The sequence below is a fragment of the Ensifer sp. 2TAB8 genome, from assembly GCF_052115125.1.
Lineage (GTDB): Bacteria > Pseudomonadota > Alphaproteobacteria > Rhizobiales > Rhizobiaceae > Ensifer.
Genome location: NZ_JBFRGB010000015.1, coordinates 107,639 through 120,648, shown reverse-complemented (window position 1 = coordinate 120,648; position 13,010 = coordinate 107,639). Strand labels below are relative to the sequence as shown.

The following is a 13,010-nucleotide window of genomic DNA, read 5'->3' as shown; positions in this document are numbered from 1 at the left end:
GGCCTCACCCCTTGACCGCTCCCAGGGACAGGCCCCGGACGAGATGCTTCTGGACGATGAACGCAAAAATGACGATCGGCACACAGGCCATGAAGCCTGCAGCGCTGATCTCGCCCCAATAGGTGTTGTATTGCGTGACGCGACCCGCAATGCCGATCGGCAGCGTCTGAGATTGCTCGGTGAGGGTGATGATCAGGGAAAGCAGGAATTCGTTCCAGGAGATGATCAGACAGAAGATGGCAGTCGCTGCAAGCCCCGGCCGCGCAAGCGGCAGCGCCACGTGCAGGAAGGCACCCCAGCGCGTGTCGCCGTCGACGATCGCGGCTTCTTCCAGCTCTACCGGCAGGTCCTGGAAATAGCTCTTCATCATCCAGGTCGCAAAGGGGAGGTTGAAGGCTGTGTAGGCGATGATCAGCGCCGTCTTCGTGTTCAGCATGTCGAAATAGTTGAAGAACAGGTAGAGCGGGATGATGCTGACGATCGGCGGCATCATCCGGGTCGACAGGATCCAGAAGGAAATCTGCTTGCGCCATTGCCACGGGTAGCTGAAGCGCGCCAGCGCATATCCCGCCATTGTGCCGAAAGCCACGGAAACGATGGTCGTGCCGACGGCGACGAGAAAGCTGTTGAAGGCGTAACGCAGGAACGGGCGCTGGATGAAAGCTTCGTCATAATGCTTCAGCGTCGGGTTCTGCGGTATCCATTGCGGCGGCACGGCGAAGATGTCGATGTCGAACTTGAGCGAGTTCGCGGCGATCCAGTAGATCGGAAAGAGCGTGAGTATCACGGCAGCGAGGATCGCCAGATAGGCCGCCAGTCGGATGAGCCATTCCCTCATGCGGCTGCGCGCGCGGTGGGTCCCCGTCGCCATTAACGTCACTCCGCCAACCGCATGCGTTTCATGAACCAGGTGCTCAGAACAATCGTCACGAAAAGGACGAACAGCGAGATCGCCGCAGCGTAGCCGGGATCGGCGAAGCGATAAGCCACCTGGTATATGTAGAGGCTCAACACCTTTGTACGATCCGCCGGACCTCCTCCTGTCAGGATAAAGACGAGATCAAACAGACGAAGCGCATCCATGACCCTGAGCAGCAGCGCAATGGCGATCACAGGTTTCAGGAAAGGTAGCGTCAGGTCCCAGAATTGTCGCCAGGATGAGGCGCCGTCGATCGCGGCCGCTTCGTAAGGCTCCACCGGGAGGCTCGCCAATCCCGCAAGCATCAAGAGGAAGATGAAGGGCGTCCACTGCCAGACATCGGCAACGATGATCGAAAACATCGCAAGGTTCACATCACCTGCCCAGGCCTGCAGTGGCAGGCCAAGGCGGTACATGATCTCGTTCAGCACGCCGAACTGGGGCTCGTAGATGAGCTTCCAGGTGATCGCGACGGCGATCGGCGGCAGCATCATCGGAATCATGAGTACTGTTTTCAGGAAGGTCAGTCGGCGAATGAACCGGTCGAGCAAGAGCGCCAGGCCGAGACCAAGCAGGAACTCCGCTGTCACGGCGACGACGGTGAAGACAACAGTGTTGCGCAGCGCGACATGAAACTGCGGATCGGTGAGCAGCCGGGCGAAATTGCCCGGGCCGACGAATTCCCAGGGCAGGTCGGGGTTCGGGCTGATCCGGTGAACGGCCGCATAGAACATGTAGAAACTGGGGAAGATTGTCAGCGCCAACAGGATCAGGACGGTCGGCGCCAGCATCAGATAGCGCAGATGGCGTTCCGCCCATTGTTCCAAGCGGCCACCCGGCCGAAGCTCAGCGGTCCCTGCACCATTTGCGGACTTCGACATTGCCGAGGATCTCCTCCCAAAAAGCGTGCTCCCGGCTTTTGCAACGCGTTGGACCAATCGTGCGGCCGGGCCACGAGGGGCGAAACCCCATGCGCCCGGCCTCCAGCGCTGCGCGTCCTATCAACCGCGCAAAGGTCGCTTTCATACTTTGAATGCCGGACGTCTTGTCCTTCAGTCGGCCATCAAATCGAACATGCAGCACCGATTACTTAAGGCCGGTGATTTGCTCCACCGCTGCCTGCGAGTTTTTCAGGGCTTCCTCTGGCGTGACAGTGCCGGCGACTGCTTTTGAGAGTTCGATGCCAAAGGCATTCTCGATCTCCGGCCACTTCGGATGACGCGGACGCGGCGTCGATGCCTGGATCGCCTCCATCAGCACCGGATAGTGTCGGAACTTCTCCTGCTTGGTCAGCTCTGGATCGGTGAAGACCGAGGCCCTGACCGGCGGATTGCCGCGCTCGGCGGAAATCTTGATCTGTTCCTTGGAAGTCGCCCACAGCATGAAGTCGAAGGCTTCCTGCTTGTTCTTGGACGCCGACATGATGCCCATGGTCCAGTGACCGATTTCCGAGCTGCCGGGCTTGGTTCCGGCCGGAATGGGGCCGTAGGAAATCTTGCCGACCATCTTCGATTGGCTGGGATCTTCGAAAGTTGCGACCCAGTTTGGCCAGTTGATCGAGGACGCTGCCGTACCGGCGGCGAGTGCCGTACCCACTTCGTTGGCATTGTAGCTCTCGACACCCTTTGGCGAGACGTCACGCAAGGCCATGAAGGTCTTCATTGCGGCGGCGCCTTCCGGCGTATCAATCGTCACTTTCGACCGGTCGGCATTGAAAAGATCCGCACCATAGGACCAGAAGATCGGCATGAAGTCGGCAACGACCGGGTTGCCCTGACCGCCGCGGAAGACGTAGCCGAAATAGCGCCCTCCGCCGTCCTTGGTCAGCGCCGCGCTCGCCTTCAAAACGTCATCCCAGGTCTTCGGGGCTCCGACCCCCGCCTTCTTGTACTTGGCAGCGTCATAGAAGAACATCTGCGCGTTTCCCACATAGGGCAGGCAGACATAAGGCCCTGTGTTATATGGGTTGCGGCAGATCGCCAGAGACTTCGACAGGAAGTCGCTGTCTGGCCCTTCCAAGCCAGCCTTCTTGAAGAACGGCATCAGATCCTCCAGATGCCCATTCTCGGCGAAGAACGGAATCCACGGATCGTCCATCAGGATGATGTCGAAGACGCCTGATTTGGTCGCGCCAGCATTGGCGCCCTGCTCGAAGACATTGGCATAGGGCGCCTGCACGGCTTCGACCTTGACCCCCTTCAGTTTTGCATAGTCTTCGGCCGCAGCCCTCAAGCCGTCCCCTTCACTGCCCGACGGTACGAGGATAGTGATGTCGGCCCACGCGGCTCCATTGATCGCAAGCGCGGACGCCGCGACAGCCAGGGCGAGAAACAGTTTTCGAACCATTGCACACCTCCCATTCCGAGTTCCTGGTCGAGGCACACGTCGAAATGGGCCCGACCTTTGTCCGGCCTGACGGAGACGTTGCCTCGACATATACGAACGACTGAACGAGGAGGCCGACGTCTCCTAGAGCCGGCTGTTGCTCCCGCGTCAAGTTTACCACATCGGAAGCCGTAATCAGAGTGGTTGCATTAGGGAATGCTGTTATTTGAGATTGCGTCTCCCGCGCGGTGGTTGAGGGTGAGCGCCGCGAGCGAGCACGTGGGTATTGGCAGACCGGTTCGTCTCTAGTCACGCTCAGCCTCGCCATTCTCGCCGCTTGTCGAAAGCCGTCGTTTCGTGAGAAAGTAGGACAAGCTAGACGTACCCGAAGTTCTCAGGGGGTAGGTTAGGCAAACTCCAGTCGCGTATCGGCCTTTTGACCAGGTGGCCGCGGATCATGGAACTTTTTTTCGCCCTTGGCCTGATCGCCATCAAGATCGCATTGCTGATTGCAATGCTGCTTCTTCTGCCTTTGCCGCTAACCTGGCTGGAGCGCAAAGTTGCCGGGCATATGCAACAGCGAATGGGTCCCATGCGCGTCGGTTGGCACGGTCTTTTGCAGCCCTTGGCCGACGGAATCAAACTCTTGACGAAAGAGGACCACATTCCCTTAGATGCCGACCGCTTCCTCTTTAAGTTGGCGCCGATCCTCGCACTTGCACCACCCTTTGTCGTCTTTGTCGCGATCCCGTTCGGTGAGAAGGTCTCGGTGCTGAATGCCGAGATCACGCTTTACGTTTCCAACTTGAACGTGGCCCTGCTCTTTGTTTTCGCGGTGATCGGCCTCGAGGTCTACGGTGTCATCTTCGGCGGCTGGGCCGCCAACAGCAAATACGCGGTGCTCGGCAGTCTTCGAACCTGCGCACAGATGATCAGCTACGAAATTCCCATGGGGTTTGCGGTCATCGGCGTCGTCATGCTGGCGCAATCGATGAGCCTCGTAGATATCGTGCGCGCCCAAAGCGATGTCTGGAACATCGTTTATCAGCCGATCGGGTTCTTCGTGTTCTTCGTTGCCGGCTTGGCCGAAGCGCAGCGCATTCCCTTCGACCTGGCTGAAGCGGAAGGCGATCTCGGCGCCGGGTTCCATACCGAATATAGCGGCATACGCTTCGCGTTCTTCATGGTCAGCGAGTACGTCATCATGCTGCTCGTATCCGTGCTTTCGGTGATCCTGTTCTTCGGCGGCTGGAACGGAATACTCCTGCCGTTGCCACCACTCCTGTGGTTCCTGCTCAAGGTAGCAATCTTCGTCTACCTGTTCATGTGGCTTCGCTTCACGTTGCCTCGCTACCGCTATGATCAACTGATGGCGATCGGATGGAAAGTCTTGCTTCCTCTGTCCTTGGCGAACATACTTATCACCGGAATTGCTTTTTCTCAGGGGTCATAGAGGCTCCACTGCGTCTTTCCTGGATCAGGACACTCGCAGCAAATCAAAGGGCTACGGCGACTGAAGCGCCTCGTCGCGCACAACGGCGCCGTAGAACGGCGCGGCGATGGCACGCGTGCTCGACAGAGTTTCAACTTGGATCGGATGGGCGCTGTTTTCCGATCTGGCACGCGCCCTGAGGTTGACCTTTGGTTACATGTTCTCCAAGCCCGTGACCATGCAGTATCCGGACAAGGAGAAATGGCTGCCCTACGCGCGCTATCGCGGACACCACTTCCTCAAACGTGACGACGAAGGCGAAATCAAATGTGTCGCCTGCGAACTCTGCGCGCGGATTTGCCCCTGCGATTGCATCGAGGTCGTCCCCTATGAGGACGAGAAGGGCAACCGCCACCCCGCCAAATTCGAGATCGACACGGCCCGATGCCTGTTCTGTGGCCTATGCGAAGACGCCTGCCCGGCAGACGCGATCGCACTCGGTCAGCAGTACGAGTTCTCAAGTTTCTCCTCGCGTGACCTGGTGATCGGGCGCGACGACCTCCTTGGCAAACCGGGAAAGGCATTGACCGGCGGTGGCGTCGTCGCCGCGCGTCTGAACACCAAAGCGGACGTGTTGGTCGAGACTAAGGAGTCGAATGGTTATAACTGGTGGCGGAATATCCGGCGGACGTGAACGCGCGCCATCTGTCAGGCCGCCGCGCGTAGGCAGGAGGGTCAGATGTTTGTCGGCGAAATCGTAAAAGACAAGGGTGCCGGCGTCATTGCTGTTGCTCCGGACCAGTCGATGGTGGAAGTCCTCAGGCTGTTTCGGGACAACAATATCGGCTTCGTGGTCGTCAGCCACGCGCCTGGACGATATCTGGGCACGCTATCGGAGCGGGATTGTTGCAATGCTCTTGCGGAGTACGGCCCCGAGGCGGCGCTAATGCCGGTCGCTGAAATCATGAACCGCAATGTTGCGGTCTGCTCGGCCCTCGATGGGTTGCCGGTGGTCATGGGCATCATGACCCAGCGGCGCACACGTCATGTGCTCGTCATCGAGGAGGAGGCGCTTGTCGGCGTTGTCAGCATCGGCGACGTGGTCAAGCACCGGCTTGAGGAAGCACAGCGCACAGAACTGCACCTGCACGACTACATAGCCGGGGCCGGTTATCATTGAAGGGTTTCGAGCCTGTCGGCCGTGGCTACGCAGAGCCACAGGTCAACGATCACGGTCCACGCCAGACCCGGTTCGTGACCGCGGCTTGCTCTGCCGTCGCTACGCGTTTGACCTCAACCGGGCACGGGTACTCACCGCGCCGCATCAGGCTGTTGAGGCGTAGGGACCGATAGTTTTCAGGGACAAATACGAGGCGTCTTGGAAACTGCCTCTCGACCTTCAGCGCCGCTACCAGCGCGCCCCGGGTTGAGCAAACGGTCACCTGGTCACCGGCCGAAAGCCCCAATTCTTGAGCATCCAGCGCGTTCATCGCGACGTAAGGGTCGTTGGCGACCGTATTCAGGATCTCCGAGCGCTCCGAAAGGTAGCCGTTGTGGAACAGGCAGTTGCCTGTGACGAGCATGAGGCCGTCGGCAGTTGTGCAAGAAGGCGGCAACGCGGAAAATGCGCTGCCAGGCGATATCGCGCTTGTCGTGGTGAAGGCGCCGTCGGCGCCAATTTCGTCTTCGCTCAGCCCCTGATAGGATGGAACGGTCCGCGCAATCTCTTTGAAAATCTCGCTCTGCGTCGAATGCTGCAATTTGCGGCCACGCAGTGCTGCGACGAAATCGAAGATCTCCAGATTATTTCGTGCCTCGAAGACGGGTTCGCGGAACTTGCGGACCTTCTGGACGCGCCCCTCATTGTTGGTGAATGTGCCCGGCTCCTCGCCGTATCCCGCCGCGGGCAAAACGACCTCGGCCAGTGCGGCTGTCTCTGTCAGGAAACTGTCCTGCACGATCAGGAGATCGCAGGCGCCAAGGGCTTCGGCCACGAACTCCCGGTCCGGATAAGCGATCAACGGGTCGCTTCCGATGAGGTAAAGCGCGCCCATCTTTCCAGAGACGCAAAGATCCAGCATCTCGTCGAGGTCAGCGCCGGGCTCATTTGGGATTTCAGTAGCCCAGTCTCGGCCAAAGGCGTTGCGCACAGCACCGTCACTGATGACCCGCATCCCAGGCAAAGCTCCCGCCAGAACGCCCATATCCCAGCTACCCAATTGATTGGCGCGGTCAAAAAGGACCTGGAACGACGCATCCTTGCCAAGGATCTCAAGTAACTGCAGGAGGTTGCTCAGTTGCTGGAATGTCGCGCGCGCTTCGGGCAACCGCAGCAGGTCGACGCTGACAAAGAGCGAAATCGTCTTTCGATCCTTGAGCGCAGCAACCAGGCGATCGACGTCTTCGTCGGCCACCACGCTGCCGATTGTCGGCCCCAGCGCCGCGCGTGTCTCGCTATCGAGGTTTTTCTCGGCCACTGCGGCAAGGCCGGCAACAATTGCGTGAAGTTTCATTGCTTCCGCACCGGGCGCAACGCGAACCACCGCTTCCGCATCGTCGTCGAGACGGGACGGCCGGGTTGTAAGCATGAAAAGCCCGGTCTTGCGTCGCCTTGCGGCATCACGCAGCAGATATTCTGTGACCGGGTTCTCCTCTGTCACGTTGCCGCCGATGACAAGCACACATTCTTTGCCAAGCACCTCATTAAGAGGGGCGCGGGTATAGCGCGCCAAGATGGGGGCAAGCGCATCGAAACGCGTGGACCAGCGCGACGAGCAGTCAATGTTGTTGGTGAGGAAGACGGTCCGCAGCAGCTTCTGGAATTGGTAGAGCACTTCGTTGGGCAAGCGTGCCGATATAACTCCACCGACCGCCTTGCCGTGGACCTCCTCCAGCCGCCGGCGCAGATGACTTCCTGCCTCGTCCCAGGAGACTGGAACAAGGACGCCATCGCGGCGGATCATCGGCCGCTTGACCCGATCATGCCCTTCGATGAAGTCAAGGCCAAAGCGGCCGCGCGCACAGAGGGTTTCTCGGTTGACGCCGTGCTCCTCCTTGGAGCGGACCCGCATAAACTCCCCTTTGCGTGCCCCAACAGTCACCTGACAACCCGTACCGCAATGCGGGCAGACAGTGTCGGTTTCGGCAAGATCCCAGGGCCGTGCCTTGTATCGATAGGGAAAGCTCATCAACGCACCGACCGGGCAGACCTCGATGCAGTTACCGCATTGGTCGCAACTGGCAAGGCTCCCCTCAAACCCGGTTACAGCCGTATCCATGCCTTTTTCAACCGTTCCGAGCGCAACGGCGCCGACGACCTCCTCGCACATCCGCACGCAGCGCTGACACTGGATACAGCGATTGACGTTCATGATGACGACTGGGCTCAAGCGAATGTCACGCGAATGGAACACGCGTTTGGGATCGCGAAACCGGCTTTTGTCGGGACCGTAGGCCATTACCATGTCCTGAAGCTCGCACTCGCCGCCCTTATCGCAGATCGGACAGTCGAGAGGATGATTGGCGAGCAGCATGTCGAGCATGGAAGAACGCGTTTCGTCGATCAAAGAGGTGTCCGTACGGACGACCATGCCGTCGGTGACAGCCGTGGCGCAGGACGGCTGCAAACGGCGCAGCCCCTCGATCTCCACGAGACACATGCGGCAAGAGGCAAGCGGCGGCAGGCGCTTCAGGTAGCAAAAGGTTGGAATATCGATGCCCAATCGGCGGGCGACCTGCAAAATGGTTGAGCCGGGCTCGACCTCAACTGTTTGTCCATTGATCGTAACGCTAACCATGACCTACACGCCCTTTTGGCTAGGGTGCTCTCAGTGGAACGGACAGCGCCGTTCTTCGATATGGGCGACGAACTCATCCCGGAAGTTCGCAAGCGAGGCGCGCAAGCCCATCGCCGCTCCGTCCCCCAGGGCACAAAAGGTATTGCCGAAAATGCCTTTGCAAAGCATGTCCAGTTGCTCCATGTCGCCGGGCGCACCCTCACCGGCTTCGATCCGGCGCAGCACTTTCACCGCCCAGTTCAACCCTTCGCGGCAAGGGGTGCACTTGCCGCAGGATTCGTGGTGGAAGAACTCCACGATCCGGGTCGCGACCTTGACCATGCATGTGGTGTCGTCGACGACGATGACGCCTGCCGAGCCAAGCATCGAACCGACGGCTGCGAGCGAGTCGAAATCCATCCCGACATCCAGGCCGTGTTCCGGGATCACCGGTGCTGAAACGCCGCCGGGGATGACCGCCTTGATCTTGCGTCCGGCAGGCACCCCGCCGGCATGATCCTCGACCAGTTCGCGAAGCGGAATTCCCATCGGAAGCTCATAGAGCCCCGGTTTGCGCACCTGCCCGCTGACGCAGTAGAGTTTCGGGCCCGGGCTCTTTGCCGGGCCGATCGAGCGAAACCAATCGGCGCCGCGCGCAACGATATGTGGCACGCACACCAGGGTCTCGACATTATTGATGACGGTCGGGCTGGCATAGAGCCCCGCGACTGCCGGGAATGGCGGCTTCAGGCGCGGCTGCGCCCTTTTGCCTTCGAGTGAATCAAGCATCGCCGTCTCTTCGCCGCAGATATAGGCACCCGCGCCGCAATGGACATGCACGATGAAATTGAAGTCCGAACCCAGGATCCGCGACCCCAGGTAACCTTTGGCCTTGGCCTCGGCGATCGCCCGTTCAAGTCGCCGCATCGCAAGCACATATTCCCCGCGGATATAGACATAGGCCACTTCTGCCCCGATCGCGTAGGCGGCGATCGCCATGCCCTCGATCAGCTGGTGCGGGTCACGCTCCATGATAATGCGGTCCTTGAAGGTGCCTGGCTCGCCTTCATCGGCATTGCAGCAGAGATATTTCTGTCTGTTCCCCTTCGGCACGAAACTCCACTTCATGCCCGTCGGAAATCCGGCACCGCCGCGACCGCGCAGGTTCGATGTCTTGACGAGGTTGATGATCTCTTCAGGGGTATGTTCCTTGAGCGCCTTGTTGAGGGCCCGGTAACCCCCGCCGGCTTCATAGGTCGCCAGGAGATGGGCGTCTGCAACATCGAGGTTTTTCAGAAGGACCGGCTCGTACATGGCGCTATCCCGGTTGCGTTTCGGTCAGATCGGCGCCCATCGTGCGCAACCTGTCCAAGAGCCCGTCGATGCCCGCGACGTCGAGGTTTCCGTGATAGTCGTCACCGACCTGCATGACCGGAGCCATCTCGCAGGCGCCGAGGCATTCGACGGTCGAAAGCGTGAACATGCCATCCGGGGTCGTCCCGCCCCGTTCGATCCCCAGCACTTGCTCCAGATGCCGCAACAGGTCCTCGCAGTGGCACAGCATGCAGGAGACGTTGTTGCAGAGCTGCAGATGGAACCTGCCAATGGGCTCGGTTTGGAAGAGCGTGTAGAACGTCGCCAGCTCGTAGACCCAGATCCGCTCGACACCCAGGATTTCGGCGACCTCTTCCAGCACTACGCCCGGCAGATAGCCATGTTCGCGCTGGGCAATGAGAAGCGCGGGCATGATCGCCGAGCGCTGGTCGGGATACCGCGTTGCAGCCTCTTTTATCTTTTCGCGCATCGTCATTGCAGCCCAATTCCTGGTTACTTGTCCACCTCCGCCATCACCGGATCGAGGCTACCAAGCACTGCGATCATATCTGCGAGGTAACGGGCGTTCGTGACCCCGAAGATCCCCTGGAGATTGACGAACGAAGGCGCCCGGACCTTCATCCGGAACGGTTTCGGCGACCCGTCGCTGATGATGTAGAACCCGAGTTCCCCCTTGGGTGCCTCGATCGCGGAATAGACTTCGCCTGCCGGCACGTCAAAGCCGTAGGCAGAGAGGTCGAAATGCTGGATCAGGGCCTCCATCGAGCAATGCACCCTTTGCTTGTCGACCGGGAAGGCGATCGTCGGGACGTCGATCTGGAATGGCCCCTCGGGCATCTGTTCGATGCATTGTTCGATGATCCGAAGGCTTTCGCGCATCTCGTCGACGCGGCAACGCCAGCGCGCATAACAATCGCCCTCAGTTCGGGTGATGACGTCGAACTTGAGCCGATCATAAATCTCGTAGGGTTCGTCGCGACGGATGTCCCAGTCGACACCGGATGCGCGAAGGTTCGGGCCGCTCAAGCCGAGGTCGATTGCATCTTCTGCGGCGATGACGCCGATGCCCCGCGTACGGTTCAGGAATACCCGGTTGTCTTCAAGCAGGCGCTCATAGTCCCGGATCCGGCTTGGGAAGATGTCGCAGAATTCCCGGATCTTGGGGAAAAAGCCTTCAGGCAGGTCCTCGCGCACCCCTCCGACGCGGCAAAAGGACGTGTGCATGCGTGCGCCGGTGATCATTTCAAGAAGATCCATGATCATTTCACGCTCCCGCATGACGTAAAGCAGAGCGGTCATCGCACCGAGATCCATTGGCAGCGCGCCGGTGATCAGGAGGTGGCCGGAGATCCGTGCGAGTTCCGCCATCATGACGCGGATATATTGCGCCCGGATCGGGGCCTGAATGCCAAGAAGCTTCTCGACGGCCAGCGCGAAGCCCAAGTTATTCGATGGCGGGCAGAGATAGTCGAGCCGATCCGTCAGCGGAAAGATCTGGGTATAGGTGAAGCTTTCCGCCAGCTTCTCGGTACCGCGGTGGAGATAGCCGATATGAGGGTCCACCCGCTCGACAATCTCGCCATCGAGTTTAAGGACCAGCCGAAGAACCCCATGGGTGCTGGGGTGCTGTGGACCGAGGTTGAGAAGCACTTCCTTGCTGTTGAGCGCTTCGCCCTCTAGCCTCGTGAGCTCGGTGACTTCGGTCATCTCAACTCTCCGGCGTTAAACGGCCTCCTTGGGTTACAATGTCTCTGGGTCGCGCCGACCTGAGCTTTGTATGATCAGTTGCTCTTCCCGCTCTGTGGAATGTCCCGGGTGGTCAAATCAGGCTGTGTCGGCGGCGGACCTTCGGCACCAAACGGATTGAGCTTGTCCTTGTAGCCCTTGAGCGGAAAGTCCTTGCGCTGGGGGAACCCCTCGAAGCCTTCCCACATGTAGATCCGCCTGAGGTCGGGATGCCCTTCGAACCGGATGCCATACATGTCCCAGGCCTCGCGTTCGTGCCAGTTGGCCGTTCGCCAGACGCCGGTTACCGTGGGGACCTGTGGCGGATCGCCAAGAAAGCACTTGATGCGAACACGCCACCGGTTGGGCAACGAATAGAGGTGGTACACCGTCTCGAAGCGAGGGGCTTGTGGGTAGTGATCGACCCCGCAGATATCCGAGAGGAAATTGAATTGCAGCCCCGGGTCCTCCTTCAGGAACCGGCAGAATTCGATGAGCCTATCTGGCAGAACGGTAAAGACATCGACGCCATGCGCCGTCCCCAGGTCTTCGATAGTCGTTCCGAAGCGGGCGAGGATCAAAGCATGATTGAGAGACGGCTCGACGCTCATGACGCTTCAGCCCGATCAAGCCTGGTCCCGGCCAGCGCACGGGACTTCTTGATCTTTTCTTGAAGCAGAAGGAAACCATGCATCAGCGCTTCGGGCCTTGGCGGGCAGCCGGGCACATGCACGTCGACGGGCACGAAGGTTTCCGACCCTTGCACAACCGCATAGGTGTTATAGACCCCTCCCGATATCGCGCAGGTGCCCATCGCGATCACCCAGCGCGGCTCCGGCATCTGGTCGTAAAGCCTTCGCACGACGGGGGCGAACTTCCGTGTAACGGTGCCGGCGATAATCATGACGTCGGATTGCCGCGGCGAAGGGCGAAACACCACTCCGAACCGGTCGAGATCATAGCGCGCGCACCCGGCTGAGATCATCTCGATGGCGCAGCAGGCGATGCCGAAGGTCTCTGGCCAAAGGGCTGAGCTTCGGCTCCAGTTGATGACGCTTTCGGCCGAGGTGAAAAGGACACTGTCCTGGATCGCGTTTCCTATTCCTCCCATTCCAGCGCTCCCTTCAGCCAGGCGTAGGCGAAGCCCACGAGAAGCAGCACCATGAAGACAAACATCTCAAGATAGCCGACGATCCCGATTTCTTTGAGGACGACGGCCCAAGGAAAGAGGAACATCGCTTCGACATCAAAGATGACGAGCAGGATCGCAAGGATGAAGAACTGGACCCTGAACCGGCCACCGGCGGCTTCGCCAGCCGGATCCACGCCGCACTCATAGGGCATGTTCTTTTCTCGGTAGGGATTGGAGGGGCGCAGCAGCGAGGAGATAAAAAGCGTCGCACCTGCCACCAGAACAATTCCGGCGATCATGAAAAGAACCGGCAGGAATTCCGTTGCAGTCATCTCGCATTGCCCGGTCACCCGTCGGGGCAGTGCT

General features: G+C 59.7%; 13 protein-coding genes. 3 read left to right on the top strand and 10 right to left on the bottom strand.

What is annotated here, in order from left to right; all coding sequences use genetic code 11:
* Positions 1-4 precede the first annotated feature (4 nt).
* From AB4Z53_RS23105 to AB4Z53_RS23095, 3 genes are all read right to left on the bottom strand, one after another.
* Complete coding sequence (locus tag AB4Z53_RS23105; protein ID WP_441597838.1) at positions 5-871, bottom strand: carbohydrate ABC transporter permease; 867 nt, start codon at positions 869-871, stop codon at positions 5-7.
* A gap of 5 nt (positions 872-876) precedes the next feature.
* Entirely contained in the window at positions 877-1,800 is a 924-nt protein-coding gene (locus AB4Z53_RS23100) for a carbohydrate ABC transporter permease (RefSeq protein ID WP_113540266.1), read from the bottom strand.
* Positions 1,801-2,005: 205 nt separating this feature from the next.
* Positions 2,006-3,265, bottom strand: a complete 1,260-nt coding sequence (locus AB4Z53_RS23095) for an ABC transporter substrate-binding protein (RefSeq protein WP_113540267.1) — start codon at positions 3,263-3,265, stop codon at positions 2,006-2,008.
* 436 nt (positions 3,266-3,701) lie between these two features.
* Between AB4Z53_RS23095 and nuoH the strand changes: the two genes are divergently transcribed.
* The 3 genes from nuoH (at position 3,702) to AB4Z53_RS23080 (ending at position 5,856) form a co-directional block, all read left to right on the top strand.
* Positions 3,702-4,697 (top strand): NADH-quinone oxidoreductase subunit NuoH, encoded by a 996-nt coding sequence (gene nuoH, locus AB4Z53_RS23090; RefSeq protein WP_113540268.1) that lies wholly within the window; start codon positions 3,702-3,704, stop codon positions 4,695-4,697.
* A gap of 106 nt (positions 4,698-4,803) precedes the next feature.
* On the top strand, positions 4,804-5,370 hold the full coding sequence (locus tag AB4Z53_RS23085; protein ID WP_441597837.1) for an NADH-quinone oxidoreductase subunit I: 567 nt from the start codon (positions 4,804-4,806) through the stop codon (positions 5,368-5,370).
* A gap of 45 nt (positions 5,371-5,415) precedes the next feature.
* Positions 5,416-5,856 (top strand): CBS domain-containing protein, encoded by a 441-nt coding sequence (locus AB4Z53_RS23080; RefSeq protein ID WP_113540270.1) that lies wholly within the window; start codon positions 5,416-5,418, stop codon positions 5,854-5,856.
* A 49-nt stretch (positions 5,857-5,905) separates the two neighbouring features.
* Here the strand turns inward: AB4Z53_RS23080 and nuoG are convergent, their stop codons facing one another.
* The 7 genes from nuoG to AB4Z53_RS23045 form a co-directional block, all read right to left on the bottom strand.
* Entirely contained in the window at positions 5,906-8,473 is a 2,568-nt protein-coding gene (gene nuoG, locus AB4Z53_RS23075) for an NADH-quinone oxidoreductase subunit NuoG (RefSeq protein ID WP_441597836.1), read from the bottom strand.
* A 30-nt stretch (positions 8,474-8,503) separates the two neighbouring features.
* Entirely contained in the window at positions 8,504-9,766 is a 1,263-nt protein-coding gene (gene nuoF / locus AB4Z53_RS23070) for an NADH-quinone oxidoreductase subunit NuoF (protein ID WP_441597835.1), read from the bottom strand.
* 4 nt (positions 9,767-9,770) lie between these two features.
* A complete protein-coding gene (gene nuoE, locus AB4Z53_RS23065; RefSeq protein ID WP_291164723.1) occupies positions 9,771-10,262 on the bottom strand; it encodes an NADH-quinone oxidoreductase subunit NuoE in 492 nt (163 codons plus the stop codon).
* 17 nt (positions 10,263-10,279) lie between these two features.
* Positions 10,280-11,494 (bottom strand): NADH dehydrogenase (quinone) subunit D, encoded by a 1,215-nt coding sequence (gene nuoD / locus AB4Z53_RS23060; RefSeq protein ID WP_441597834.1) that lies wholly within the window; start codon positions 11,492-11,494, stop codon positions 10,280-10,282.
* A gap of 74 nt (positions 11,495-11,568) precedes the next feature.
* Positions 11,569-12,123, bottom strand: coding sequence for an NADH-quinone oxidoreductase subunit C (locus tag AB4Z53_RS23055; RefSeq protein ID WP_441597833.1), 555 nt, complete (start codon positions 12,121-12,123; stop codon positions 11,569-11,571).
* On the bottom strand, positions 12,120-12,623 hold the full coding sequence (locus AB4Z53_RS23050) for a NuoB/complex I 20 kDa subunit family protein (protein WP_113540276.1): 504 nt from the start codon (positions 12,621-12,623) through the stop codon (positions 12,120-12,122). The genes AB4Z53_RS23055 and AB4Z53_RS23050 overlap by 4 nt, the downstream gene beginning before the upstream one ends.
* A complete protein-coding gene (locus tag AB4Z53_RS23045; RefSeq protein WP_113540277.1) occupies positions 12,611-12,976 on the bottom strand; it encodes an NADH-quinone oxidoreductase subunit A in 366 nt (121 codons plus the stop codon). The genes AB4Z53_RS23050 and AB4Z53_RS23045 overlap by 13 nt, the downstream gene beginning before the upstream one ends.
* Positions 12,977-13,010 lie beyond the last annotated feature (34 nt).